We start from the raw sequence: 25,358 nt of genomic DNA on the forward strand, positions 1-25,358 counted from the left end.
ATGTCAGATGAAATCAAATCCATTGGTTTTGTTTCGCGCTTCTTTGGCGCGTTCGGCCAGTTTTTTAAATACATGGGTAATGGTCAATACGCTGCGCGCTGTTCAGCGGTTAGCGAAGGCCAGAAATTTGCCTCAGAAGTAGAACCAGAAATCATCACGAAAACAGTTGAAGTGGTGAAAGAGGTTGAGGTGCAAGCGCCTAAGCTTGATACCGTTAACGAAGATGGTGCACTTCAACTGTTACAGCTTTTGCAGCAAGAAGCGCGTTTTATCGACTTCGTAAAAGAGAGCATTGATGGCTACAGTGATGCGGATGTTGGTGCTGCCGCTCGTCAGATCCATGCAGGTTGTTCAAAGGTGGTTAGTCAATACTTTACCGTTGATGTGGTAAATGGTGCGCCTGAAAACAGCCGCGTAGAAGTGGCTGCGAACTATGATCCAAAAGCGATCAAACTTGAAGGTCGTGTGCAGGGTGAAGGCCCATACGCAGGTACCTTGATTCATCCAGGTTGGCAAGTAACGGCAACCAACCTACCAAAAGTTTCTAACACAGACAGCCTACATATTTTGGCGCCTGCGGAAGTAGAGGTTTAAGTGGCACAGTATTTTATTGGTATCGATTTGGGTACTACTCACTCGGCAGTTTTTTATGCAGAGCAGGGGGAAGATGCAAGTCTTCAACAGTTATTGATTCCTCAGCTTACTGCTGCGGGCCGAGTGGAAGAATTGGCATTGCTGCCATCTTTTGCTTACTTCCCACACTCAACGGAATTTTTAGAAAGTGATCGTCAGCTTCCTTGGGGCAAAGTTGATGTGATCGTCGGTGCCTTAGCGCGTGAGCTAGGTGGCAAGTCACAAGGTCGTATGGCGCAGAGCGCGAAAAGTTGGTTGTGTCACTCACGCGTGAATGCTGACGAGCAGGTTTTGCCTGTTGATGCACTCGAAGAAGTCGAAAAAGTTTCCCCTGCACAAGTCACTGAATGGTACATCGAGCATTTAGTGAACGCTTGGAATCATAAGTTTCCAGATGCGCCAATGGTCGATCAGCAAGTAGTGATCACCGTGCCAGCCTCGTTTGATCCTGCTGCCCGTGCCATCACAGAAAATGCTGCCAACAAAGCGGGTCTTCGCGCTCGTTTAATCGAAGAGCCATTAGCCGCTTTCTACGCTTGGTTGGCAGATCAACCTAAATGGACGGATGCACTAAACGTTGACGATCATATTCTGGTGGTTGACGTAGGTGGTGGTACCACTGATTTATCCTTGATCCAAGCCGTTGACCAAGACGGCAGTCTAGGTCTTGAACGTGTTGCAGTAGGTCGCCATATCCTCCTAGGTGGTGACAACATGGACATGGCGTTGACGTACCATTTGGCGGGTCAACTTGCACAACAAGGCACTCAACTTGAACCTTGGCAAATTACAGGCTTAACGCAAGCGTGTCGTGAAGCGAAAGAGCGCTTGTTAGGTAATCAAGATTTAGTGGATGCCACTGTAGTGGTACCTAGTCGTGGTCGTAGCTTGTTTAATAACAGCATTAAAGCAACGTTGACCCAGCAAGATGTTCAGCAACAATTGTTGGCTGGTTTCTTTCCAGTAGTCACTTTAGGTGAACGTGCTCAAGCTGCTCAACGCTCAGGTTTTGCTGCCATCAACCTTGATTACGAAGCGGACCCTGCGATCACACGCCACATCTCAGAATTCCTTGCAACCGTTGAAGTAGTTCCTAATAAAGTACTGCTAAACGGTGGTGTGTTTAACGCGAAACCAATCCGTGATTTACTGGAGCAGCGTCTTCAGGAGATGCTTGGTGAGCACACAGAATTAACGATGCTAACGCCTGCGCACCTTGATTATGCAGTAGCAAAAGGTGCAGCTTTCTATGAGAAGGTTCAGCAAGAAGGCGGCGTTAAAGTAAAAAGCGGCTTAGCCGCGAACTACTACATTGGTGTCGCAAGCCCAATGCCTGCGATCCCTGGCATGGCTCCTCCCGTCGATGCATTGTGTGTGGCACCGTTTGGTCTAGAGGAAGGCTCTGACGAGCAGATGTTGCCAAACGAGTTTTCCCTTGTGGTAGGGGAAACGGTTACTTTCCGTTTCTTCCAATCACAAGGTGCTGAGGTCGATACGCTCGGTAAAGTTATTCCGTCTTTCTCAGTTCCGGCCTTAAGTGAGCTTAGCCCACTGTCCATTGCATTGGATGCTGGTCATTACCAAGAAGGCGATATGGTGCGTGTTTGCTTGTCTGCTCGTGTGACAGAGCTTGGATTACTGCTATTGCAAGCGCACGATGTAAATTCTGACTTAGTATGGACAATCGAATTCCAAGTTAGGGAGTCTTAATGTCAAACGCTCGATTTCGTATTGGTATTGATTTGGGCACCACTAACTGTGTGGTGTCTTACCTTGCGGCGGGCGAGACAGAGCCCAAATTGTTGGAAATACCTCAGTTTATGGCGGATGGGACGGTGCGCCCATCCACGCGTTTACCGAGTGCGATTTACCTATTAGCCAAAGATGAACTCGGTAAAATCGAGCCTGTTCTTCCGTGGCGTGGGCAGGCCACAGACTTAATTGTGGGGCATGGCGCATTAGAGCTTGGTCAGCGCCGTTCTGGTCAATTGGTTCAAAGTACAAAAAGCTGGCTGAGTCATCGCCAAGTTGACCGTCGCGAATCGATCCTCCCTTGGGGCAGTGAAGCATCGCGTAAAGTCAGTCCACTACAAGCTAGTACCTTTATTTTGTCGCACATTCGAGCGGCGTGGAATCATGCTTTTCCTGCTAGTCCAATTGAAGCGCAAGATGTTGCGTTGACGCTTCCTGCTTCGTTTGATGAAGAAGCGAGAGCTCTAACCCTTGAAGCTGCTCAGCAAGCAGGTTTTGGCGAGTTGTACTTACTCGAAGAGCCTCAAGCCGCGTGTTATCACTTTATTCGCAATCAAGAAAACCTGGACGTCTTGGCGAAAGGAAAAATGCTTTTAGTGGTTGATATTGGTGGTGGTACCACGGACTTTAGCTTGGTTCGTATTGATACTACTGGCCAGAAAAAGACTAGTCTTAAACGTGTCGCGGTAGGGGATCATCTACTGTTGGGTGGCGACAACCTTGATCAGGCACTTGCGTACCAGTTAGACCCTCGTCAGATTTCGGCATTGTCTGCTTCTCGTTTGGCAGCGTTGGTGCAACAAACCCGTAAAGCCAAAGAGTCTTTGTTAGGGCAAGATGCACCAGAATCCGTTACTTTAACGGTTTTGGGTGGTGGCAGTCGTTTGATTGGCGGCTCACAGAAGTTTACGGTTGAACGTGCTCAATTAGTCGAGCAAGTGGAAACAGGGTTCCTACCGCTAGAGGCACTTGATACCAAAGTACTGAAAAGCGACTACGCTGTTCACACTCTGGGTTTGCCTTATGAAAGTGATGCGGCCTTTACCCGCCATTTAGCGGCTTTTCTTGCTTCCCACCGAGATGAAATAAGCGCTGCAACAGGTACCAATATGCCTGATGTGGTGTTGTTTAACGGTGGTTTGTTCAACAGTGATCTTCTAAAAAGTCGTGTTTTAGAACAGCTTAACCAATGGTCTGATAGTCCCATTATTGTCTGCGATGCTTCAGAGCCAAACGATGCGGTTGCGAAAGGTGCCGCCCAGTACCTACGCTCTTTAGCGGGTGAGTCTGAACGGATCGAAAGTGGTGTGGCTCACAGTTTGTTATTGAAGCTTGCTGATGGTCAGTTCCTAGGACTGTTGCCAAAAGGTACGCCAAAAGAAGAGCAAATCAAGCTATCGCAAACCTTTAAAGTGAAAATGGGCGAACAGGTTCAATTTCCTCTGTATCGTTGTGATGACCATTTATCTTGTGATGTGGGGGAGTTGAAGTCTGATGAATCAGGCCTTCATTTTGTCTCAAACTTAGTGACTGAGCTTGATGGCAATGCCTCTAACGACACTGTTGAAGTGGCTTTGTCTGCCACCATGACGGAAGTGGGTATTCTTAAAGTAGAGCTGCTTTCACTGGCACGAAAAGATCAGTGGGTGCTGCATTTTGGTGTGGCTAAGTCATCAGAAGAGAATGCCGCAAACGATCAAGATGGCCCGTTACACAGTAATATGGGGCAAGCTGAAGAGCATTTAGTGAAATGTTTTTCTGCCGCTGGCCAAAAAGAATACCCAGATTTGGTGAAGTCCCTTAAGCAGGACTTAGACCGCTTACTTGGTGATCGCGAAGAATGGAACTTGGCCACTTCTCGTCGTTTAGTTGATAAATTGTTAGCTGTGAAAAGTGGTCGTACCAAGTCGCCTCAACATGAGCGCCAGTGGTTGCAGTTGATTGGTTTCTGCTTACGTCCAGGCTATGGTGCTTTAGGCGATGAAGCTCGGGTTGAGCAGACGATGAATGCAACGAAGCAAGGCCCTAAGCATGATCAAGCACCAGTGTGGGGGCAACATTGGACCTTGTATCGCCGTATTGCTGGTGGGCTTTCTGTTTCGATGCAGGAAAATTTGTACAAGCAGTTTGCTCAATATTACTCACCAGCGGGACAGCGATCTCGTGAAAAGCAAAAAGCACTTACCACGAAATCCAGCGATGACATGATTCGTATGGTGGGAGCACTTGAGCGACTGCCCAAAGAGCGTAAGCTTGAAACGATTGATTGGCTCTCAAAACGCCTTAAGAAATCTTCCGAGCCAGATACGGCATGGTGGTCAGTAGGTCGTATAGCGTCACGTCGATTATTGTTAGATGAAGAGGGCAATACACTTGACCAAGCGTTGGCGATTAAGTTGACTCAGGATGCGCTTAAAGAGGATTGGAAGAAACGTAAACAGGCGGGCTTGGCCGCGGTTTTGATGGTCCAACTAAGTTCTGATGAAGACGGCAAAGAGCTGAAGTCGCTGCGTAAAAAGGTGCTTGATAAGCTTAAGAAAGACAAATGTCCCGCTCAATGGTCTCAGCGTCTAGAGCAGAACAGTTCTGAGCTCACGGATGCCGACCTTTCTAAATTGGTTGGCGAAACCTTACCGATTGGACTATCTTTAGGTTAGTCTGCTGTTCAGCAGAGCTTATTCACCTAGTGTGAACTTGAGGGGAAGTGATGTGCTTCCTCTTTTTTATTGCTTGCTTAAGGTAGGGCTAAAGGTTGCTTGGCAACCAAAATACCATTTGCATCACAATAGATGTAATCACCGTTTGCGATTACGATACCGGCAAAAGACAGTGTTTTACCGACTTCGCCCAAGCCTTTTTTCTCGGTTGGCATTGGGTGAGCACATAGGGCTTTCAGGCCAAGATTAACTTGAGCTTGCGCAGCGACATCACGAACCGCACCGTGAATCACCACGCCTTCCCAGCCGTTGGTTGCGGCTTTCTCTGCAAGCATGTCACCAAGCAACGCTTTACGCCGGCTACCGCCACCGTCTACCACCAAGACTTTGCCTTTACCGGGTGTTTGGACAAGTTCCCGAATTCGGCTATTGTCCTCAAAGCAATAAACTGTAACGACTTCGCCATGGAAGTTATCACGGCCACCAAAGTCTTGGAAAATAGGCTCGGCAATTTGTACATGATTAGGATATAGGTCGCACAGGTCAGGTAGAATGTCTTTCATAATAAATTCCAAAGTGATGAAAATGGCTGTTCCTGATCTAAATCGAGTTGTACCCGCGATAAAGAAGCTTGCTTCCCCGAACGGAGTTGGGTCGTACGAGTGGGTTGTACCCGCGATAAATAAGCTCACTTCCCCGAACGGAGTCGGGTCGTACGAGTGGGTTGTACCCGCGATAAAGAAGCTTGCTTCCCCCTAACGGAGTCGGACCGTACGAGCGGGTTGTACCCGCGATAAAGAAGCTCACTTCCCCGAACGCAATCGAGTTGTACGAGCGGTTTGTACCCGCGATAAAAAAGCGCTTGCTTCCCCAAACGGAGTTGGACCGTACGAGTGGGTTGTACCCGCGATAAAAAAGCTTACTCCCCCAATGAAGACGGAACATATGATCTAAATTTTTTAATCACTTTAGTGACATAAAAAGAGAGGTGCTATAGCACCTCGTTTATATTCGTTATTCAGACAACATTTGAAACTATTCTACTTCCAAGTCGCTTAAGTCTAGCAAGTCATGATTTGCTGCAAGTTGTAACAAGCTCATGATTTGCTCGTCAGGGCTTAACAGGTGCAAAGGAGTGTTATCGCCTTGTTCTACGCGAGCGCGGTGAAGGTTGATGTCACGCTCATTAAACCATTGTTCAATGGATACGATTTCAAAGGCAGGATCTAAGCCTTTTGTATCGTATAGTGTTTCGACTAACGCCTCTACCGACTCTGCATCAACAGCATACATGGTGTCAGTATCGAGTTCGGTTGCCCATTCTGACAAGATGTCTTGGGCTTCATAACCGAACTCGTACAGTTGTTGTTCATCTAGATTTTGCAGGTTGGGTTCAATGGAATGCTCGTGTAACCAGTCATCGTCAGGGGTTACCAAGACTTCTTTGATCTGAGCGTCGTGTGTGGACCAAGTAAATAACAGTGGAAAGTGTGGTTCGTCCGTAGAGTTAGCGACAGCGCTTATGAATATGGGTAAACTTGCCATAATGAAAATTAACAGCCTAGCGTTAAGGAAGAGTGAATGACTAGCCGACTCAAAATCAGCAGTTTCTTTGATGGCGGTAATATCGAAGTGATCGACGCCACAGAGCCGGACAATATTAGAGTAAATATACCCAAAGATACAAACTCTGATTTCTTCCAGTGGTTCTATTTCCGTTTACAAGGTGGAATGGGTGAGCAATGTGTCATCCGTTTTGAGAATGCGTCAGACGCGGCCTTTGCGGAAGGTTGGGATGGGTACCAAGCGGTCGCATCGTATGACCGAGAACATTGGTTTCGTGTACCAACTGAATATGTCGAGGGGGTATTGGAAGTCACTCATACTCCTGAGCAAGACAGTGTTTATTACGCTTACTTTGCGCCTTACAGCTACGAGCGTCACTTAGACATGGTCGCTTGGGCGGCAAGTTATGAGGACTGTATTACACATCATATCGGTGAAACTGCTGAAGGCCGTGATATCACGATGCTTGAGATTAGTAAGACTCAAGGCTTGGCGAAGAATATTTGGATAATTGCACGTCAACACCCTGGTGAAACCATGGCAGAGTGGTTTATGGAAGGGTTGTTGGAGCGTATCTTTGACGAGTCACACCCTGTTGCTCGTGCTTTGTTGGAACAATGTCGATTCTACATCGTACCAAACATGAACCCTGATGGTGCCGTACACGGTAATTTGCGTGTTAACAGTAAAGGGGTAAACCTAAATCGTGAATGGAAGCGGGCCTCAGAAGAGCGTAGCCCTGAAGTACTGGCTGTGCAGAAGAAAATGGCTGAAACAGGCGTTGATTTATTCTTGGATATTCATGGTGATGAAACGCTGCCAGTAAACTTCGTTGATGGCTGTGAAGGTGTGCCAAACTTCGATCAGCGTATTGCTGATATGGAAGCCATATTCGAAGAAATTTTCACTGCAGTTAGCCCTGATTTCCAAAACGAAATCGGCTATGAAAAAGTACGTTACGGTGAAGAAACACTGACCGTGGCTTCTAAATGGGTTGGTAATACCTACCGCTGCTTGTCATTAACGTTAGAAATGCCATTTAAAGACAATCAGAATTTACCTGACGAAGTCGTTGGCTGGTCGCCTGAGCGCTCTAAGATTTTGGGTGCTGATGTGCTTTACCCGATTTACCATGTGGTCAACAGCGAATATATGAAGGGCGATTAAGAGCCTTTCTTTTCTGAGATAGAATTGTGTTGTACAAGCGGGTTGTACCCCGCGATAAAAGGTTTCTCACCATGAGCAAAGCTACTCGTACAAGCATAAAAAAGCCGAGCTAGTAGCTCGGCTTTTTTAATTCTTGCAGACGCTCGGATTAACCTCGGCGTAAGAAGATTGGGCGTGGATCCGCCACATCGCCTTGATAAGCAACGCTGAATGGTTTGTTCAGAGTTAACGCGATATCAAGGTTAACGTCTTCTGCAAACTCAAAGCTGTTGAAGCCACAACGAATCAAGTAACCTTGCTGGTCAGCCATGAATGCACCAAGTGCACGAATTTCACCTTGGTAGTTTAGGCGCTCACGTAATAGACGAGCGTAGCTGAAGCCACGGCCATCCATAAACGTTGGGAAGTTAACGCCGATCACATCAAATTGGCTTAAGTCAACACCTGCAAGAGGTTCAACACCTTCGCCTGCATCAATCCAAATACCAGCAACTTTACCGATGCTGTCTTGGTTATCCAACCATTTCTGCATTGGTACGATCGCGTTCTCAGTGGCAGCAGCTTCGACGTCTTGTTGCCATACGTAAGTGTTCTCGACGATTTCGCCGTTCTTAATTATCTTTGGCATATGCGGCCTCTTTAAATGGTGCAATTCCAATACGGCGGAAGGTATCAATAAAGCGTTCTTCTTCGGTGCGTTGAGAAACGTAAACACCAATGATTTTCTGAATCACGCCACCGATTTGCTCCTGAGCAAAAGAGGGGCCTAGGATCTTACCGATCGATGCATCGTGGCCAGAAGCACCACCTAGAGATACTTGGTAGAACTCTTCACCTTTCTTATCTACACCAAGGATACCGATGTTGCCCACGTGGTGGTGACCACAGGCATTCATACAGCCAGAGATGTTAAGGTCAACATTACCGATATCGAATAGGTAATCTAGGTTGTCGAAAGTCTCTTGGATTTGCTCTGCAATCGGGATCGATTTCGCATTGGCAAGACCACAGTAGTCACCACCTGGGCAACAGATCATATCTGTTAATAGACCTAGAGTAGGCGTAGCAAAACCGTTTTCTTTCGCGGCTTCCCAAAGCTCGATCAACTGATCTTGACGAACATCAGCCAGTACAAGGTTTTGTTCATGGCTAACGCGCAATTCACCGAAGCTGTATTGATCCGCAAGGTTCGCTGCTTTTTCCATTTGATCTGCTGTCGCATCACCTGGTGCGATACCTGGTTTCTTCAATGAAAGCGTGACAATGCGGTAGCCTGGTTTTTTGTGTTCGAATGTGTTGCGCTCGTACCAGCGTGCAAAACCGTTGCTTTCAGCGATTTTTGCAGCTATTTCAGCAGGTTGATCTTCAAGCGCTTCATAAGCTGGCTCAGTGAAGAAGCTTGCTAAACGATCGAACTCACTCATTGGAACAGTGCTTTCAGTACCACGTAGGTGTTCCCACTCAGCGTCTACACGCTTACGGAATTCTTCAATACCTAATGCTTTCACTAGGATCTTAATACGTGCTTTGTACTTGTTGTCACGACGACCTTGTTGGTTGTAAACACGAATGATCGCGTCAAGGTACGTCAAAAGGTCAGTACGAGGAATGAACTCAGAAATGGTTTCACCGACCATTGGTGTACGCCCTAGACCACCACCAACGATGACTTTAAAGCCAATCTCTCCGGCATCATTTTTCTTAATATGAAGACCGATATCATGTACTTGAGTCGCTGCACGGTCGGCAGAATCTGTTGCACAGACAGCAATTTTGAATTTACGTGGTAAGAACGCGAATTCTGGGTGGAATGTAGACCACTGGCGAATCAGTTCACAATATGGGCGAGGGTCTGCTACCTCGTCAGAGATAACACCTGCATACTGGTCTGTTGTCGTATTACGGATACAGTTACCGCTGGTTTGTACTGCATGCATTTGAACTGTTGCTAATTCAGCAAGAATATCTGGCACATCTTCAAGCTTAGGCCAGTTCAATTGCAGGTTTTGGCGAGTACTAAAATGACCATAGCCACGATCGTAGCGACGAGTGATGTCTGCTAGAAGTCGTAGTTGCGTACTGGAAACCATTCCGTAAGGAATGGCAATACGTAGCATAGGAGCATAGCGCTGAACGTATAGGCCATTTTGTAAGCGTAAAGGAAGAAACTCTTCTTCTTTTAGCTCTTTATTCAGGTAGCGGCGAGTTTGGTCGCGAAATTGTGCCACACGCTCTTCCACTAGCTGCTGGTCAATTGCGTCGTATTGATACATAAAAGACTGAACCGTTGTTGTATAAATTTTAGGTAGGGTAAATTTACCAAAAATCCTTTATTCCTAAAATGAATATTTATCTATATCTTTAAAAAAAAATCGACTAACGAAGAGTGTCTTGATTCTTCCTAAATGGAAAAAATACTTTACTTCTTTAGTGGGTCTTTTGTTTTGTAATCATAGTGGGGTAACATTGGCGCTATTGAATGATCACACGATTTTATAAGGGTGAGTATGAACATCACGATTACAGACAGCGCGCAAGAATACCTAGGCGGTTTGCTAGATAAGCAAGGTGTAGAAGGTATGGCTGTGCGTATTTTTATTCAGCAGCCGGGAACGCCATACGCTGAAACTTGTTTGGCTTATTGTCGTCCTGAAGAAGTAGTCGAAACAGATGAAGTGTTAGACCTACCAAAGCTTCGTGTTTACATGGAAGCTAACTCAGTGCCATTTCTTGATGAAGCATTTGTTGATTACGCAACTGAGAAAATGGGTGGCCAATTAACGATCAAGGCACCTAACGCTAAGATGCCGAAAGTAAGCGCTGATAGCCCGATTGAAGATCAAATTAATTACGTCTTGTATTCTGAAATCAACCCAGGTCTTGCTGCACACGGTGGCGAAGTGAAGTTGGTAGAAGTGATTGAGGGTGGCGTCGCTGTTCTACAATTTGGTGGTGGTTGCCAAGGCTGTAGTGCAGTAGATCTAACACTTAAAGAAGGCGTTGAAAAAACGTTGGTTGAAAAAGTACCGGGTCTAACGGCTGTTAAAGATGCGACTGACCACACAGTAACAGACAACGCCTTTATGTAAGATATGCTTAGTCAAATTGAAGACATAAAAAATGGAGCCAACGGCTCCATTTTTATTTTAAAGCTATAACCCTTTATGAACGAGGGCGTTTTGGCAGAACGTCTTTTAGTACTTCAGCCATTTCCAACAGAGTTTTTTCTGTGGTCGCCCAATCAATGCATGCATCAGTAATCGATACACCGTACTCAAGCTCGGCAATGTTCGCTGGTACTTTTTGATTGCCCCAGCCAATATTACTTTCGATCATCAAGCCCATGATTGAATTGTTACCTTCAATGATTTGGCGAGTTGCGTCCAGTGCCACTTCAGGTTGACGCTCAGGCTTTTTAGCTGAGTTCTCATGTGAGCAGTCCACCATAATGTTGTGCTTAAGGCCTGCTTTTGTAAGTTCCGCTTCACTTGCTGCGATGTGTTCTGCACTGTAGTTTGGTAAGCCGTTACCACCACGTAGTACAAGATGTCCGTACTCATTACCTTTTGTATTCACGATGGTTACTTGGCCACCTTCGTTGATACCAAGGAAAGAGTGTGGGTGGGATACGGATTGCATCGCGTTAACGGCAACCGTCATTGAACCGTCTGTACCGTTTTTGAAACCAACTGGGCCAGAAAGGCCAGATGCCATTTCACGGTGAGTTTGCGACTCAGTAGTACGTGCACCGATTGCAGACCAGCTGATTAGGTCTTGGTAGTATTGAGGTGAAATCGGATCCAATGCTTCTGTAGCAAGAGGAAGACCCAATTCTGAAAGGTCGACCAAAAGTTTGCGAGCGACACGCATACCTTTATTGATATCAAATGTTCCATCTAGATTTGGGTCGTTGATTAAACCTTTCCAGCCAACAGTGGTGCGTGGCTTTTCAAAGTAAGCTCGCATAACAATGTAAAGTGAATCACTCACTTTTTCTGATAGCGCTTTTAAACGACGCGCATAATCTAACGCTGCCTCAGGGTCATGGATAGAACATGGGCCAATCACAATCGCAAGACGGTGATCAGTACCATCCATAATGTTCTTAATCACATCACGTGATTGAGCAATTTGCTCACGGATTGAATGGCTTAATGGAAGCTCTTGCTTAAGAGCTTGTGGGGTAACTAAAGAACTGAAAGAGGCGATATTTAAGTCCTCTAAACGCGAATCACTCATCTCTAAGAATCCTAATATAACTTTTTGTGCAATTTGATTGCTCGTTTTTTTATGTGTTAGGTACATTACAGGTTTTCAAAGTAAGAATGAAGGGACTTTATAAATAAAAATGCTAAAAAATGTGTTTGAAATAAAAAAAGGCACTTAAATGAGTGCCTTTCTCAATTAGCTTGTTTGGCGGGGATTAGAAAAAAAGATACTTTACGCCAAAACTGGCCAGCGCCGTTGCTAGTACTGGTTGAAGAACTTTATTAGGAACAAATGAGGCTACTTTTGTTCCAACATATATGGCTGGGATGGAGCCTATCAAAAGTCCTGCTAATAAGTTGTAGTCAATATTTCCTAGGAATACATGCCCAATACCAGCAACAAGAGTAAGAGGTACAGCATGGGCAAGGTCTGTACCAACGACGTTGCGTGCTTGCATAGCCGGGAATAATAGCATCATCATAGCGGTTCCTAGCGCTCCTGCTCCTACCGAAGTGAGCGTAACGAATACGCCAAGCACAAGTCCACACAAGAATATTGCAGTTGAGCCTTGCTGTTCATTAATGTTGAGCTTTAGAAAGCCATGTAAATGCTTTCTAAATACTATTACAACGGCAGTGATAATGAGCATTAACCCCAACGTACCAGTCAACAAATGCTGATAGTGCTCTGGATGCTCAAACTGTGATAATGCCCAAACAGTGACAAAAGATGCAGGTAGACTGCCTGCGGCCATGGCCCCCATAATTCGCCAATTCACATTGCCTCGTTTTGCATGCATAACCACGCCTGTGCTTTTAGCTATGCCTGCATAAAGTAGGTCTGTACCTATAGCAATGTGGGGTGGAAAACCAAACATTAAAAGAAGGGGGGTCATCAGCGAGCCACCTCCAACGCCTGTAATACCTACCGCTAAGCCCACGCCAACGCCGGCCATGATGTACCAAATAAAATCCATTGTTCCGCATCTTTACTAGATTAATGTTGGCAACCATAGATCTTTTTTACTATTCTATAAAGTAATATTTTTTTATGTTTTTAACTCTTTTTAGAATAAGGATAATCGGCAAATGAAGCTACAACAGCTAAGGTATATTTGGGAAGTCGCACGACACGACTTAAATGTCTCGGCAACTGCGCAAAGTTTGTATACCTCTCAGCCGGGAGTTAGTAAACAAATTCGACTGCTCGAGGACGAATTAGGCATCGAAGTGTTCGCACGCAGTGGTAAGCATTTGACTCATATCACCCCTGCTGGTGAACAAATCATTGCTCTTGCTGGCGAAATTCTCAATCAAACGCAAAACATTAAAAAGGTCGCAAAAGAGTTCAGTGATGAAAGGAAAGGATCGCTAGATATCGCGACTACCCATACACAAGCTCGATATGCCTTACCTAATGTTATTCATAAGTTTATTGAAGGCTATCCTGAAGTCACTCTGCATATGCACCAAGGCACACCTATGCAAATTGCTGAGATGGCGAATGACGGTGTTGTGGATTTTGCAATTGCAACAGAAGCATTGGAGATGTTTGGTAACTTAGTTATGTTGCCTTGCTATACATGGAATAGATCTGTAGTAGTTCCTAAAGATCATCCGCTTGCTCAACTGGATACACTAACGCTTGAAGCATTGGCTCAATACCCAATTGTAACTTATGTGTTTGGTTTTACGGGGCGCTCGCAGCTTGATGAAGCTTTCCAAACGGCCGACTTAGAACCAAATGTGGTGTTCACCGCTGCAGATTCTGATGTTATCAAAACCTATGTTCGTTTGGGGTTAGGCGTCGGGATAGTTGCTACGATGGCCTATGACCAAGAAGCAGACAGCGATCTTGTTGCGCTTGATGCTTCACACTTATTTGCTGATAGCACTACTAAAATAGGTATACGCTCAAATACCTTCATACGCGGATATATGTACAAGTTTATCCAGTCTTTTGCACCACACCTTACGCAAGATTTGGTTATGCAAGCGATGGAGATGCCGACTCGACAAGACGTTGAATCGTTGTTTGAAGGAATTGAGCTGCCAAGATACTGATAGCAAATCTTTATGAAACTGTTAGCTTAAACTAAATTCTGATTGTCATCTTTCAAGCGTATTATGTTTCTAATGACTACGTAGGAGAGAGGTTTATGGCAGCTTTTATAGAGAAAATCACCAAGCACTTTGCAGGCAATCAAGACATCGAAGATGTTGTATTGGGCGGCGAAGCTTGGGTTGAATACAAATAGGCAAATGCAATGATCAAAAAAGGAGTGATATTCACTCCTTTTTTATCCGATCATATCCACAATGCTATCAGTAGGAAGTTCATTTTCTAAATACTCGATAATGTTCGCATCAACACTCTGTTGCAGGTCTTTAACACCTTGGTTACCGAAGATACGATTGAATTCGATTAAGTATGGAGCTGAGCCAACCATCGCAATATCGAAACCACCATGGTCAATACCTAATGAAGTCGCTACAAAATGAACTAAATCCAGTGCTTCTTTTGGAATTAGAGCAACTTCAACTTTCCCACCTTGACTGATGTTATTGTAAAACCCTTTGTCGGCCTGTAGTCGCCAATAGCCGCTGACGACTTTCCCACCGACCCATACAACGCGAAGATCTCTGTCTATAGGGAGATATTCTTGTGCGTAGATAACAGAACTTTTCTCTAAATATTCACGCCATTGGATTGGGTTATCTATTAGAAACACCCCATTGCCCATGCTGCTACGTGGGATCTTAGCGACAAATGGCGTTGGCATAATGTCCCATATCCGATCAGCTTCGTATGGGGTGTTGGCAACAATCTCCGTATAGGGATGATTCATAGGGATAATGGTCATAAATGTACGTGTCATTTCGACTTTATCATGACCCACCATATACGATGCTAAACTTGGAAAAATACGTTTCTTTAGCCCGTGCACAAGTGCGTTAAGCTGCCAATACTCAGGAAAAATCACCCAATCGGCTGCACGAATATCGTCTAAATGTGCGTACATCTTTTCGGGTTTGATGTATTGCACATTGGGCAGGTGAAGGGATCTTAAAGCATCAAAAGAAACAATTTTCACGTGGTAGCGCTCAATAATGAAGATCGCGCGATAATAAGGCTAATGCTGTCAAATTCAAAGCGATTTTTGAGTCATTTTTACCATTCAAAACTTGCAAACTTTGGTAACTTAAAAGTGCTTAGATGCGTATATCAATTGAGGTGAATTGAGGTTCATAATTGAAAGATAAGATTAGTTACAAAATATTCTAATGTCTAAATAGCCCACGCTTAGTTATTGAAATATAAAAGATAATATAAGATATCGTTAAATTTAGAATGATCAAATACTTAGATTTAAAATATTTAGACATGTAATTTGTTTGAATGTTCTTTAGCGATTCTTTACGATGGTTTAGGACACAATTTTGAGCTCTAATCATTAGGAGAAGCAATGAGCATGACTAAATTAAATCGTAGTATGGTCGCACTTGCAGTCTGTGCAGCGAGTTTAAGTGCTAACGCAGGCACACTTGAAGATATTCAAGAGAGTGGGGAAGTCACAATAGGTGTTGCTAATGAAGTGCCATATGGCTACACCACCCCTGCAGGGGATCCTGCTGGTGAGTCACCAAGTATAGCGGTTCACGTTTTAGAGTCTTTGGGGGTTAAAGACGTCAATGTTGTGGTAACCGAGTTTGGCGCACTCATTCCAGGTTTAAAAGCTGGTCGTTTTGATGTCATTGCTGCTGGTATGTACATCACCCCAAAACGTTGTCAGCAAGTCTTGTTCTCAAACCCAACTTACAGCATTGGTGAGGGTTTTTTGGTTAAAAATGATAATCCAAAAAATCTTCATGGTTACGAAGATGTACATCAGCAGGATGTAAAAATGGGCGTAATGTCGGGGGCTGTGGAATATGGTTATGCCAAAGATTACGGCATAGAAATGAGTAAGATTGTTACCTTGCCAGATTATCCATCTGGTGTTGCAGCGCTAAAAGCTGGGCGCATTGATGCATTGGCAGGTACTGCTCTGACTATGGCAACACTCGCTCAAAAAGATGATCGAGTGTCTCTAGCGCAACCCTTTGAAGACTTAGTGATTGATGGCGAAGCTATCAAAGGTTACGGAGCATTTGGTTTTAGGCCTGGTGACGAGTCCCTAAGAGATGCATTCAATAAAGAGCTAAAAGGCTTTATTGCAACACCTGAGCACATAGCGATGGTGAAAGAGTACGGCTTTGGCGAACATACCCTACCGGGCTCGGCAACCGCTGAAATGCTGTGTCAGCCATAAAGTAGAGTAGGAGAGAGAGATGCCGTTTGGCGAAATTGTCTCTATCCTGCTCGAGGGGGCTTTGGTCACACTTAAAATTGTGGCCTTTGCTTTACCCTTAGCTGCAGTGATGGCGTTTGGTTTTGGGATGTTAAGGCTTTATGCTCCCAAACCGATTAAATATCTTGCAATTATCTACATAGAGTTCTTTCGGGGCACATCTGCCCTGATCCAGTTGTACTGGATTTACTTTGTATTGCCTTTCTTTGGTTTTTCATTTGATGCAATGACCGCAGGTGTGGTCGCTTTAGGCCTAAATATTGGTGCCTATGGTACAGAAGTTGTGCGTGGTGCCATGGCATCCGTGCCGAAAGGCCAGTATGAAGCGGCTGTCGCGTTAAATTTCAGTTCAACCCAACGATTGTGGCGAATTTTAATGCCTCAAGCATTAGTCAATATGATCCCCCCGTTTGGCAACTTAGCGATTGAACTTGTGAAAGCGACGTCGTTAGTTTCGTTGATTACCATCGCAGACCTGACTTATCGAGCAAAAGCTTTAGCGGATATGACACTTCAAGTGACAGAGATTTTTGCAGTTGTCTTGGTTCTTTATTTCCTATTTGCTCAAATTTTAGCAATTGGGTTTAGAGTGTTGGAGAAAAAACTGAGCCGAGGTTTAGGTCGTGGAGGGTTGGGCCAATGAATGGATTTGATTGGGATTGGCAATTCACGTTTGAGGTTATGCCGACGATTTTAGAGGCTGCTAAAGTAACGCTTTTGGCTACTTTGTTGGGCAGTTGTCTAGCCATAGTTGTTGGGTTGTCTTTTGCTTTACTGCGTCGAAGCGGACTTGTTTTAGTTCGTTCAATTACATACTGGATTGTTGAGTTTGTTCGAAGCACACCGCTTCTAGTGCAGATTTTCTTCCTGTACTACGTGATGCCAGAGTTTGGAATCAGTATGTCTCCACTTTTAACGGGAGTGTTGGCGCTTGGGCTTCATTATGGTGCTTATTTGTCAGAAGTCTTCCGAAGTGGCATTGATGGTGTTGAAAAGGGGCAGTGGGAGGCAGCTAGGGCTTTGAACTTAAGCATATTTGACACCTATAAAGACATTGTTCTGCCTCAAGCTTTAAGGCCAATGATCCCTGCTACTGGCAATTATATCATTGCAATGTTTAAGGAAACTCCCCAGCTTTCTGCCATCACTTTGCTGGAAATGCTTCAAGTTGCAAAAATAATCGGCTCTGAAAACTTTAGATATCTTGAGCCTTTCACGTTAGTTGGCGTGTTGTATTTATTGTTTAGTTTGGTCGCTGCATACGGTATCCATTGTGTTGAAAGACGCTTTCCGAAAGAAGGAATAACGCTAAAATGAGTCAGCCTTTAATAGAATTTCAGGGCGTTGAAAAACGTTTTGGTGATACAGTCATTTTTAAAGATTTTAATTTTTCGGTAGAAGATGGAGAGATTGTATCCATCATTGGGCCGAGCGGTTCCGGTAAAAGTACTCTGTTACGCATTCTGATGACTTTAGAAGGAATCGAGGGTGGAGTGGTCAATGTCGCGGGGGAACCTCTTTGGCATAAACGTACAGCAAATGGTTTAGTTCCTGCAGATAAAAAACACCTTCACAAAATGCGCCATCATTTAGGTATGGTGTTTCAGCACTTTAATCTATTTCCACATATGAGCGTTAAGCGCAATATCACAGAAGCGCCGATGCGAGTGCAAGGCAAAACAAAGGCGGAAGCGGAAGCGATTGCTGATGAACTATTAGAGTTAGTTGGGATGACCGATAAAGCAGACATGTACCCCAATGAATTGTCTGGTGGTCAGAAGCAACGGGTAGGTATCGCGAGAGCCTTGGCGATGCAGCCAGCGATCTTGCTTTTGGATGAAATTACGTCAGCTCTTGATCCAGAATTAGTCGATGAAGTGCTTGATGTGATTCGCAATTTAGCAAAGAAACATAGCTTTACTATGCTTCTCGTGACCCATGAAATGTACTTTGCACGGGAAATAAGTGATCGAGTGTGCTTTTTTGATCAAGGTGCTATTGTAGAAGAGGGTGAGCCTGAACAAATTTTTACGGCGCCTAAAGAGACAAGAACTCAGGCATTTCTGAATGCCTACATGAGTCAGTAGTAAGTTATCATTAAGTTGAATACTAACCCTAACACCGCCAAATGGCGGTGTTCTCGTTTTACAAGGAATTTAATGTGCCGGAATGGATCTATATTTTGCTGCTTACACTTGGTGCTGGTTTGGCAATGCCATTAGGAGGCTGCCTAGCCACAATAGATGCGATAAGGCCGAATTGGCTTAATGAAGAGCTAAGACACAGTGTAACGGCTTTTGGTGGTGGCGCTCTGCTTTCAGCGATTGCTTTGGTGTTAGTGCCAGAAGGTATTGTGCCATTTTCTGTTGAGGTCAGCGCTGGTTTATTTTTAGCAGGTGGATTGCTTTTCATGTGTATTGATCGCTATCTATATCAACACAAGAGTGCGGCAGGCCAGCTCATTGCTATGCTATCGGACTTTATACCTGAATCAATCGCCCTTGGTACTTCATTAGCTCTTGGAAAAGGCTCCTCATTTTTATTGGCGACACTCATTGCCATGCAAAACTTACCAGAAGGTTTTAATGCGTTCCGCGAGTTAAGGGAGTCTGGACGTTTGTCTGATAAACGTATTTTGTGGCTGTTTTTGCTATTGGCTTTGATGGGGCCTGTTTCAGCTTTAATCGCATATTTTTGGTTGGCGAGGTTTGAGGAGCTTGTTGCCGGCATTATGTTGGTGGCGGCAGGCGGTATTTTGTATGCAGTTTTTCAGGATATTGCGCCTCAAGTTAAGCTTGAGAAACATTGGGCTCCGCCATTTGGTGCGGTACTTGGGTTTGTATTGGGGTTAGTGGGCTTTATGATGCAGCATTAAAATCGATACAAATATAGAAATGTATACATTTTTATATTTGTGTTATGTTCTCCATAAATAAGGAGATCTAATCAATGAATGTTTTGAAAGATATCAGCTTGAGTGCTGTGGCTGCAGGGTTTGTGGCGGTATTAATCGGCTTTGCCAGTTCGGTGGCGATTGTATTTCAGGCAGCGGATATGGCCGGTGCGAATGAAGCTCTAAAAGTATCTTGGATTATGGCGCTGGGCCTAGGTATGGGGGCAACCTGCTTTTTCTTATCACTGTGGTATAAATCTCCTGTTATTACCGCATGGTCAACCCCTGGAGCCGCCTTGTTGGCAACTAGCTTGACTGATGCAACCTATGCTGAAGCCATTGGCGTATTTATATTTGCCGGTGGACTGATGCTTTTGTTGGGTATATCCGGCTTGTTTGATCGCTTGATGCGATGGATTCCATTGCCCATCGCTTGCGCTATGTTAGTTGGCGTGTTGTTTAATTTTGGTGTGGCGATTTTTACATCACTTGAAGCCGACCCGCTTATTGTTGCAGTGATGATTGTGGCTTACTTAGTCTGTAAAGTGGTGTTGCCGCGTTATGCTGTCATCATGGTATTGATAGTGGGCGTTGTCATGGTTTTATTGCAGCCGCATGCCGCTTTTAGTGGTATTCCCTTATCAATTGGCAGTATGAGTTTTGTGGTACCTGAGTGGAATACTTCTTTGATTTTAGGTGTGGGTGTGCCCCTTTTCATAGTGACCCTGACGTCCCAAAACATTCCTGGTGTTGCTGTGATGCGAGCCAGTAAATATGAAACCCCCGTATCAAATATTATCTCTTGGACGGGGATAACGACCGTACTGTTAGCACCGTTTGGTGGTTTTGCGTTCAATTTGGCCGCTATTACTGCGGCTATCTGTAGTGGTGAGGAGTGCCATAAGGATCCTTCAAAACGTTACATTGCTGGTTTATCTGCAGGGGTGTTTTATGCATTTGCAGGGTTGGCTGGAGCAACAGTGGTTGGGTTATTTGCTGTTTTTCCTAAGACGATGATCGCTGCGCTTGCGGGCATTGCTTTGCTGGGGACCATTTCAGCAAATCTGAAAGCGGCTTTTGATGAAGAGCGCTATCGCGAACCAGCACTAATTACGTTCTTAACTACCGTTTCAGGCGTATCATTTTTTGGCGTGGCCTCAGCTTTTTGGGGCATCTGTTTTGGTTTAACGGTGCTTCTTATTCAAAATCTTAAAAAGTCATAACGTCATGTTGGAACTTATTGAGCAGCTAAAAGCTGATATCCTGAATGGTGCATTACCTCGAGGTTGTCCACTTAGACAGCAAGAACTGTCAGCTAGATACAATGTGAGTCGCATTCCCGTTCGTGATGCGATTGCACAGCTTAAAAACCAAGGTTGGTTAGTCACTCATGGTAAAGCGGGTGTGATGGTGCCAGAGCTAAATTGGCGTGAGGCCGAGGATTTGTATCAAATGCGTATGGCTCTCGAAGTGCAGTTATTGGAACATGCTCTGCCTAACTTAACGCACGAAGTGCTTGGCCGTGCGAAAGATATTAATTTACAACTTAATAACCCTTGTTTAACCTTGCTTGAGCGTGGTCAGCTGAATTGGGATTTGCATGCAACGCTCTATGAAGTAGCAAATAGACCTACTTTATTTAAGGTAGTCGCTATACTAAATGAACAAGTGAGACGTTACATGGGGTTCCAATATGGTCCTCTTAACTATCGTGACACGAGTCAGAATGAGCATGAAAGGTTGATTTCGTTGATTGAGAGCGATCAAAAAGACCAAGCACTGCGCTATTTAAAAGCACATATTGAAGTTGCGGGTCGCATGCTTGTTGATTACCTTAAAAATGAAAACTAGCTTTTGGGTTTAACTGGTGGATAAATCTTTATTTCAGGCTAAAGCTGCTCAGAATTCCTCTGTGTATGCGGGTCTTCAAGCACTTGTCGCGGATGAATTTGAAAATTCTCGCGTATCGATTCGTCAGATGCTGCAAGGACTTGGTATACAGCACGTTGATCAGACCTCCAGTGGTAAAGGGGTTGTTGACGCCTGTAGAGCACGTAAATACGACATTGTCCTATGTGACTTTCGTTTGACCGGCGGTAAGAATGGACAACAGGTGCTTGAAGAGCTGCGCACTCTACAGCTCTTAAAGCCGACGAATATCTTTATTATTGTATCCGCTGAAACGGGTAGAGATGTTGTAATGGGTATTATGGAATCTCAACCTGACGAATACCTGTCTAAGCCATTTACCCAAGCAGTGCTTGCGCGCCGTTTAGAACGTCAATTTGTGCAAACCAAAGCACTTTCGACAATGAAAACTTTGATAGCAAAAGAGAAGTTTGATCAGCTGATTCCTCTTTGCGTTAAACACATAGAAGAAAATGGTCGCTATGCGACTTGGTGTAAGCGTAATCTTGTCGATGCTTATTTGAATATTGGTGCTGGCGACGAGTTAGAGCATCTTTGCAAAACTGAGATTAAGCAAAGAGAGGTAGATTGGGCTCTACTTGGGTTAGCTCGGTTAGCGATGGCACAAGAAAAGTTTCCTCAGGCAGTATCGGTTTTACAGAAGACTATTCAGCAGTTTCCGCAAGCCATCAGTGCTTACGATCTACTCGCGCAAGCTTATGAATCAATGGGTCGCTTAGAGGAGGCTCAAGAGGTCTTAAATGATGCAATAAAAATTTCCCCGAGAATTCATAAGCGACAAAAACATATGGCGGCGGTAAGCCTAGCAAATGGTGATCCGAAAACGGCGTTGAAGGCCAGTCAACAAACCGTTAGGCTGGGGATTAACTCAGTACATGAAAGCCCTGATGATTATATTCAGTTGGTGGATATTGTGGCTGAGTCCGCTGCGAATGTCGAAAACAGCACAGATAAAAAGAGGCTGTTAGCTGAGGCTGGTCAGGCTCTATCTGTGGTTAACAAACGCTTTGGCAATGATGATTCTGTAAGGTTAAGAAAATCTCTCGCTGAGAGCCGTTTTCACGCATCACAAGGGCAAATGCGCGAAGCGCAACAGTCTCTTCAAGCTGCAAAGCAAATTGCCTCTGAGTTAGAAGGTGGTTTGCCTCAAGATCTGGTCGTTGAATATGGTAAGACGCTTTACAATGCTGGCGAGAAAGAGCAAGCAGAAACTATCTTAGCTTCATTAGTCAATGATCAAGCAACAAGCGATGCATTAAAGCAGCAAGCATCAGATTTCTTAGACGAGCCAGTCAGTCTTGGAGCAAAAGCTCAAGCTAAATCACTGAACAAGCAGGGCTTAAACCACTACTCAAATAAAGCTTATCAAGACGCAATCCATGAATTTAAAACTGCCCTAGCGCTATCACCACGTCATCCTGGTTTGAATTTAAATTATGTGCAAACTTGCCTTAAGTTGATGGAAGCGCAAGGCAGTGAGTCACACATGGTGGCAGAGTGTGTTGAGTCAATTCAACGGCTCAGACATGTGACTCCAGCGCACAAACAATATAAAAGATTGAATGCTTTAAAAGAGTATTTAGCAAAGCATTATAAGGTCATGTTTTAGGAGGCTGCTACATGTCATTTCAACCGCAATTACCTTTTCAGGAGGTTATTGAGGCTTCTATCAAGGATATGCGCAATTCATTGAGTCAGGTTTTATTTAAGCTCGACAATGCTATTGCTAATACCGATAGTGTAGACAAAAATATGTTTGCTGAGGCTCAGTATGAAATTGTTCGCATGCAAAACGTTATTAGTCAGATGTACGGTTTGTATTTGGTGAACGATGAAAAATTAGTAGTGAGCGCTTCAGAAACGTTTGTTTTAGAGTTGATAGAAGACACTTTAGCAGGTTTAGATGCTTTGCTACAGCAGAAAGGGATTGAGGTAACCGTGCAAGGTGAGGATATCAGTTGGTATCTGGATTCGCAGCTGATGGAAACGGTTTTGCAAATCGCGCTCCTGAATGCGCTAAGATACACTAATGATAAGATCGATATTCAGTTTCATGCAACGAGTGACGGTCTTTTGCTATCTGTTATTGATAACGGAAAGGGTTATCCTGATTTTATACTAGAGGCTTACGATGCATTGGTGTCAGGTAGCTCTGTTGACAATGTAACCAGTCAAAATACCGGCTGGTTATATTGTGATAAGGTAGTGAGGCTCCACACCAATAAGGGGCGTTTTGGTCACACTACCTTGAAAAATGACGAGACAACTGGCGGCGGTCGAATAGATATGTTTATACCTTAAGCTTATCTCATTATTGTGGTAGATGAATGGTTAACTTAGCTCCACCAAGTTTGCTGGAGCTTTGCTTCTGAATGAATCCCGATTTATGGTCAACTTTGTGCGCGTTTGCTGATAACTCAGCAAAGTAAAGACCGAGTCCTGTGTTGGTTTGAAACAGCATTTCATCTTCCTCATTAGCGGTTTCTTCGAATCCTTTTCCGTCATCTTCGATACTAATAATTAAATATTGATCTCTGATTTCAGCATTAATCTCGATCTTATTTTTAGCAAACCGTAGGGCGTTATAAACAGCTGTGCCTACCACCGCAGTCATCAGGCGTTCATCAAATACTCCTGTTAGAGATGCATCTACTTCATAGGATAGAGACAAATTTTTTGCTGATGCCGATGGCGTAAGTGCAAAAACTTGATCATCCAAAAACTCATCCAGTGCATGGCATTCATAATGAACTTGATATCCATCAGACGCCAGTCGATATAAGTACAAGTATTCAACCCATTCATCATTGAGTTGCTTCATGCCTTCTTCGACTTTTCTAAGTGCAGTACTGCCTTCTGAAGGTAAGTTTAATCGTTTAAGCGCTTCAAGTTGATAAAGTAGGGTGCCTAAGTGGTTTTTACTCTCATGAATGGCACTTGCAAGAATAGTGCTGATATCAATTTTTTGCATAGTATATACCTACGCCTTAAGCTGGCTGATTCTTTGCTGAGCTGCCGAGCTAATCGGTTCAGCTAAACCGGATTCAATATCATGGTTCCAAACTTCTTCAATCTGGTTCATGGTTTTTGTGTCTCCTGTGGCAGCGTATAGCTCTATTTCTATTAAATAAGCTTCGCTTCTTACTCTTGCAGAGTCAAAGAATGTCTGGTGGACCTTTTCTAGTGTAGTTTGGAAGTTGCTTAGCTGTCTGGAGGTTATATCACCTTCACGTGCCAGAGCGACAATGGATGTCATATGCTGCAAGTAAACTTCTGCTTCATTAAAACAAGAGTGTTTAGCAAGAAAGACGGCCCGGCGGAAAGACATCTCGGCCATCATATTATCTTTAACTTCTAAGCTAAGCTTACCTAATTCAATCTGACGCATTAAGTTTTTTGGCGAGCGTCCAACAGCATCAAGTAAGACAGATTGTGCTTCATCCAATTCGCCTTTTTTGACTAGTGTCTTGGCTAACCAATCGTATGCACTTACAAAAAATTTATTGTCTAAGGTCAGTTGGCGGAATTTCTTTTCGGCTTTTTCTATATTATTTAGGTAGTAATGGCACTTAGCTTCGCCAAAAAATGCCCATGGCATTCTGGATTCTTTGCGAGCCTGCTTGAAGACTAATAAAGCCTCTTTGTACTGCTCCAAATGAATTAAAGATTCACCAATGATTCGTTGACATTTGCTTGCCAATGAGGGGGTTTTCTCTGCAATGGTTTTGGCCGCATTGATTGCTTCTTGGTAATTATTCGCATCGAGTGCTTTGTTTACTGGCAATAACTGCTCTTTGCTCATCATTAATTTCAGTAAGCGCCGTTGCAGCATGGCTTGCGAGAATGGTTTAGTAATGTAACCATCTGGCGCGTATTCAATGGCGCCCATTACCATTTCTGTAGAAGTCTCCGCCGTGACCATCAGGTAAGTTGAGGTGTTAGGTATTAAGTGAGAGTGACGAACTTCTTCCAAAAGTTGTTGTCCGTCTTTACCATTACCTAGATTGTAATCAGATAAAATAACATCATAAGAATTAGAGCGAAGAAGCTCGATTGCACTTTCAGCTTTCATGGCAATTTCAATCGATTTAAAGCCGAAATCGTTAAGCATTTTTTTTTGCATGATTCGTGCTTCAGCCATGTCTTCTATCAGTAATGCTTTTTTATCTGAAAAGTTAGGCTTGTTCATCCTGCATCAATC

At 44.2% G+C, this 25,358-nt stretch carries 24 protein-coding genes; 15 read left to right on the top strand and 9 right to left on the bottom strand.

What is annotated here, in order from left to right:
* Genes ACXAC1_RS16375 through ACXAC1_RS16385 form a run of 3 tightly spaced genes read left to right on the top strand, consistent with a single transcriptional unit; the run spans position 1 to position 5,042 of the window.
* Positions 1–594, top strand: a complete 594-nt coding sequence (locus tag ACXAC1_RS16375; protein WP_475062831.1) for a DUF2760 domain-containing protein — start codon at positions 1–3, stop codon at positions 592–594.
* Complete coding sequence (locus ACXAC1_RS16380) at positions 595–2,343, top strand: Hsp70 family protein (protein ID WP_475062832.1); 1,749 nt, start codon at positions 595–597, stop codon at positions 2,341–2,343. It begins immediately after the preceding gene.
* Positions 2,343–5,042: an Hsp70 family protein gene (locus tag ACXAC1_RS16385; protein ID WP_475062833.1), complete on the top strand. Its 2,700-nt coding sequence runs from the start codon at positions 2,343–2,345 to the stop codon at positions 5,040–5,042. Before ACXAC1_RS16380 ends, ACXAC1_RS16385 begins: the two co-directional genes overlap by 1 nt.
* A gap of 77 nt (positions 5,043–5,119) precedes the next feature.
* On the opposite strand, the gene ACXAC1_RS16390 is transcribed toward ACXAC1_RS16385, so the two are convergent.
* Complete coding sequence (locus tag ACXAC1_RS16390; RefSeq protein WP_475062835.1) at positions 5,120–5,605, bottom strand: putative 4-hydroxy-4-methyl-2-oxoglutarate aldolase; 486 nt, start codon at positions 5,603–5,605, stop codon at positions 5,120–5,122.
* Positions 5,606–6,077: 472 nt separating this feature from the next.
* On the bottom strand, positions 6,078–6,587 hold the full coding sequence (locus tag ACXAC1_RS16395; protein WP_475062836.1) for a hypothetical protein: 510 nt from the start codon (positions 6,585–6,587) through the stop codon (positions 6,078–6,080).
* Positions 6,588–6,623: 36 nt separating this feature from the next.
* Here ACXAC1_RS16395 and ACXAC1_RS16400 point away from each other — a divergent pair, with 36 nt between their 5' ends.
* Positions 6,624–7,775 (top strand): M14 family metallopeptidase, encoded by a 1,152-nt coding sequence (locus ACXAC1_RS16400; RefSeq protein ID WP_475062837.1) that lies wholly within the window; start codon positions 6,624–6,626, stop codon positions 7,773–7,775.
* 148 nt (positions 7,776–7,923) lie between these two features.
* Here ACXAC1_RS16400 and ACXAC1_RS16405 read toward each other — a convergent pair whose 3' ends face one another.
* Positions 7,924–8,403, bottom strand: a complete 480-nt coding sequence (locus tag ACXAC1_RS16405; RefSeq protein ID WP_475062839.1) for a DUF934 domain-containing protein — start codon at positions 8,401–8,403, stop codon at positions 7,924–7,926.
* On the bottom strand, positions 8,387–10,048 hold the full coding sequence (locus ACXAC1_RS16410) for a nitrite/sulfite reductase (RefSeq protein ID WP_475062840.1): 1,662 nt from the start codon (positions 10,046–10,048) through the stop codon (positions 8,387–8,389). The genes ACXAC1_RS16405 and ACXAC1_RS16410 overlap by 17 nt, the downstream gene beginning before the upstream one ends.
* Positions 10,049–10,282: 234 nt before the next feature.
* Here ACXAC1_RS16410 and nfuA point away from each other — a divergent pair, with 234 nt between their 5' ends.
* Positions 10,283–10,864 carry a Fe-S biogenesis protein NfuA gene (gene nfuA, locus ACXAC1_RS16415; protein ID WP_199463566.1) on the top strand — a complete coding sequence of 194 codons (582 nt, stop codon included), beginning with the start codon at positions 10,283–10,285 and terminating at the stop codon, positions 10,862–10,864.
* A 73-nt stretch (positions 10,865–10,937) separates the two neighbouring features.
* Here nfuA and ACXAC1_RS16420 read toward each other — a convergent pair whose 3' ends face one another.
* Together ACXAC1_RS16420 and ACXAC1_RS16425 are read right to left on the bottom strand one after the other, a co-directional pair.
* Positions 10,938–12,014, bottom strand: coding sequence for a 3-deoxy-7-phosphoheptulonate synthase (locus ACXAC1_RS16420; protein ID WP_475062842.1), 1,077 nt, complete (start codon positions 12,012–12,014; stop codon positions 10,938–10,940).
* 184 nt (positions 12,015–12,198) lie between these two features.
* A complete protein-coding gene (locus tag ACXAC1_RS16425) occupies positions 12,199–12,960 on the bottom strand; it encodes a sulfite exporter TauE/SafE family protein (RefSeq protein WP_475062843.1) in 762 nt (253 codons plus the stop codon).
* A gap of 112 nt (positions 12,961–13,072) precedes the next feature.
* Between ACXAC1_RS16425 and cysB the strand changes: the two genes are divergently transcribed.
* The gene (gene cysB, locus ACXAC1_RS16430; protein ID WP_475062845.1) at positions 13,073–14,047 is read left to right on the top strand and encodes an HTH-type transcriptional regulator CysB; all 975 of its coding nucleotides are present in this window, start codon (positions 13,073–13,075) and stop codon (positions 14,045–14,047) included.
* Positions 14,048–14,283: 236 nt separating this feature from the next.
* Here the strand turns inward: cysB and ACXAC1_RS16435 are convergent, their stop codons facing one another.
* Positions 14,284–15,078 carry an ATP-grasp domain-containing protein gene (locus ACXAC1_RS16435; protein WP_475062846.1) on the bottom strand — a complete coding sequence of 265 codons (795 nt, stop codon included), beginning with the start codon at positions 15,076–15,078 and terminating at the stop codon, positions 14,284–14,286.
* Between the two features lie 372 nt (positions 15,079–15,450).
* Here ACXAC1_RS16435 and ehuB point away from each other — a divergent pair, with 372 nt between their 5' ends.
* From ehuB to ACXAC1_RS16480, 9 genes are all read left to right on the top strand, one after another.
* The gene (ehuB, locus tag ACXAC1_RS16440) at positions 15,451–16,296 is read left to right on the top strand and encodes an ectoine/hydroxyectoine ABC transporter substrate-binding protein EhuB (protein ID WP_475062847.1); all 846 of its coding nucleotides are present in this window, start codon (positions 15,451–15,453) and stop codon (positions 16,294–16,296) included.
* Positions 16,297–16,315: 19 nt separating this feature from the next.
* Positions 16,316–16,978: an ectoine/hydroxyectoine ABC transporter permease subunit EhuC gene (gene ehuC, locus ACXAC1_RS16445; protein WP_475062849.1), complete on the top strand. Its 663-nt coding sequence runs from the start codon at positions 16,316–16,318 to the stop codon at positions 16,976–16,978.
* Positions 16,975–17,652 carry an ectoine/hydroxyectoine ABC transporter permease subunit EhuD gene (ehuD, locus tag ACXAC1_RS16450; RefSeq protein ID WP_475062850.1) on the top strand — a complete coding sequence of 226 codons (678 nt, stop codon included), beginning with the start codon at positions 16,975–16,977 and terminating at the stop codon, positions 17,650–17,652. Before ehuC ends, ehuD begins: the two co-directional genes overlap by 4 nt.
* Entirely contained in the window at positions 17,649–18,422 is a 774-nt protein-coding gene (gene ehuA, locus ACXAC1_RS16455; RefSeq protein ID WP_475062851.1) for an ectoine/hydroxyectoine ABC transporter ATP-binding protein EhuA, read from the top strand. The genes ehuD and ehuA overlap by 4 nt, the downstream gene beginning before the upstream one ends.
* A gap of 74 nt (positions 18,423–18,496) precedes the next feature.
* A complete protein-coding gene (locus tag ACXAC1_RS16460; protein ID WP_475062852.1) occupies positions 18,497–19,210 on the top strand; it encodes a ZIP family metal transporter in 714 nt (237 codons plus the stop codon).
* A gap of 74 nt (positions 19,211–19,284) precedes the next feature.
* Complete coding sequence (locus tag ACXAC1_RS16465) at positions 19,285–20,451, top strand: benzoate/H(+) symporter BenE family transporter (protein WP_475062854.1); 1,167 nt, start codon at positions 19,285–19,287, stop codon at positions 20,449–20,451.
* A 4-nt stretch (positions 20,452–20,455) separates the two neighbouring features.
* A complete protein-coding gene (locus ACXAC1_RS16470; protein WP_475062855.1) occupies positions 20,456–21,079 on the top strand; it encodes a GntR family transcriptional regulator in 624 nt (207 codons plus the stop codon).
* Between the two features lie 16 nt (positions 21,080–21,095).
* Positions 21,096–22,766 carry a tetratricopeptide repeat protein gene (locus ACXAC1_RS16475; RefSeq protein ID WP_475062856.1) on the top strand — a complete coding sequence of 557 codons (1,671 nt, stop codon included), beginning with the start codon at positions 21,096–21,098 and terminating at the stop codon, positions 22,764–22,766.
* Between the two features lie 11 nt (positions 22,767–22,777).
* The gene (locus ACXAC1_RS16480; RefSeq protein WP_475062857.1) at positions 22,778–23,458 is read left to right on the top strand and encodes a sensor histidine kinase; all 681 of its coding nucleotides are present in this window, start codon (positions 22,778–22,780) and stop codon (positions 23,456–23,458) included.
* Between the two features lie 10 nt (positions 23,459–23,468).
* On the opposite strand, the gene ACXAC1_RS16485 is transcribed toward ACXAC1_RS16480, so the two are convergent.
* Both ACXAC1_RS16485 and ACXAC1_RS16490 read right to left on the bottom strand, forming a co-directional pair.
* Complete coding sequence (locus ACXAC1_RS16485) at positions 23,469–24,128, bottom strand: sensor histidine kinase (RefSeq protein ID WP_475062858.1); 660 nt, start codon at positions 24,126–24,128, stop codon at positions 23,469–23,471.
* Positions 24,129–24,137: 9 nt separating this feature from the next.
* Positions 24,138–25,346, bottom strand: a complete 1,209-nt coding sequence (locus tag ACXAC1_RS16490; RefSeq protein ID WP_475062860.1) for a response regulator — start codon at positions 25,344–25,346, stop codon at positions 24,138–24,140.
* Between the last annotated feature and the right edge of the window lie 12 nt (positions 25,347–25,358).

The sequence above is a fragment of the Marinomonas sp. AWM4_232 genome (assembly GCF_056158325.1).

Excerpts from the sequence above, each read along its gene's own strand:
- ACXAC1_RS16420 (WP_475062842.1), bottom strand. The coding sequence starts at position 12,014 with ATGAGTGATTCGCGTTTAGAGGACTTAAATATCGCCTCTTTCAGTTCT.
- ACXAC1_RS16410 (WP_475062840.1), bottom strand. The coding sequence starts at position 10,048 with ATGTATCAATACGACGCAATTGACCAGCAGCTAGTGGAAGAGCGTGTG.
- ACXAC1_RS16395 (WP_475062836.1), bottom strand. The coding sequence starts at position 6,587 with ATGGCAAGTTTACCCATATTCATAAGCGCTGTCGCTAACTCTACGGAC.
- ehuD (WP_475062850.1), top strand. The coding sequence starts at position 16,975 with ATGAATGGATTTGATTGGGATTGGCAATTCACGTTTGAGGTTATGCCG.
- ACXAC1_RS16480 (WP_475062857.1), top strand. The coding sequence starts at position 22,778 with ATGTCATTTCAACCGCAATTACCTTTTCAGGAGGTTATTGAGGCTTCT.
- ACXAC1_RS16425 (WP_475062843.1), bottom strand. The coding sequence starts at position 12,960 with ATGGATTTTATTTGGTACATCATGGCCGGCGTTGGCGTGGGCTTAGCG.
- ACXAC1_RS16385 (WP_475062833.1), top strand. The coding sequence starts at position 2,343 with ATGTCAAACGCTCGATTTCGTATTGGTATTGATTTGGGCACCACTAAC.
- cysB (WP_475062845.1), top strand. The coding sequence starts at position 13,073 with ATGAAGCTACAACAGCTAAGGTATATTTGGGAAGTCGCACGACACGAC.
- ACXAC1_RS16405 (WP_475062839.1), bottom strand. The coding sequence starts at position 8,403 with ATGCCAAAGATAATTAAGAACGGCGAAATCGTCGAGAACACTTACGTA.
- ehuB (WP_475062847.1), top strand. The coding sequence starts at position 15,451 with ATGAGCATGACTAAATTAAATCGTAGTATGGTCGCACTTGCAGTCTGT.
- ACXAC1_RS16470 (WP_475062855.1), top strand. The coding sequence starts at position 20,456 with ATGTTGGAACTTATTGAGCAGCTAAAAGCTGATATCCTGAATGGTGCA.
- ACXAC1_RS16485 (WP_475062858.1), bottom strand. The coding sequence starts at position 24,128 with ATGCAAAAAATTGATATCAGCACTATTCTTGCAAGTGCCATTCATGAG.
- ehuC (WP_475062849.1), top strand. The coding sequence starts at position 16,316 with ATGCCGTTTGGCGAAATTGTCTCTATCCTGCTCGAGGGGGCTTTGGTC.
- ehuA (WP_475062851.1), top strand. The coding sequence starts at position 17,649 with ATGAGTCAGCCTTTAATAGAATTTCAGGGCGTTGAAAAACGTTTTGGT.
- ACXAC1_RS16400 (WP_475062837.1), top strand. The coding sequence starts at position 6,624 with ATGACTAGCCGACTCAAAATCAGCAGTTTCTTTGATGGCGGTAATATC.
- ACXAC1_RS16390 (WP_475062835.1), bottom strand. The coding sequence starts at position 5,605 with ATGAAAGACATTCTACCTGACCTGTGCGACCTATATCCTAATCATGTA.
- ACXAC1_RS16375 (WP_475062831.1), top strand. The coding sequence starts at position 1 with ATGTCAGATGAAATCAAATCCATTGGTTTTGTTTCGCGCTTCTTTGGC.
- nfuA (WP_199463566.1), top strand. The coding sequence starts at position 10,283 with ATGAACATCACGATTACAGACAGCGCGCAAGAATACCTAGGCGGTTTG.
- ACXAC1_RS16465 (WP_475062854.1), top strand. The coding sequence starts at position 19,285 with ATGAATGTTTTGAAAGATATCAGCTTGAGTGCTGTGGCTGCAGGGTTT.
- ACXAC1_RS16490 (WP_475062860.1), bottom strand. The coding sequence starts at position 25,346 with ATGAACAAGCCTAACTTTTCAGATAAAAAAGCATTACTGATAGAAGAC.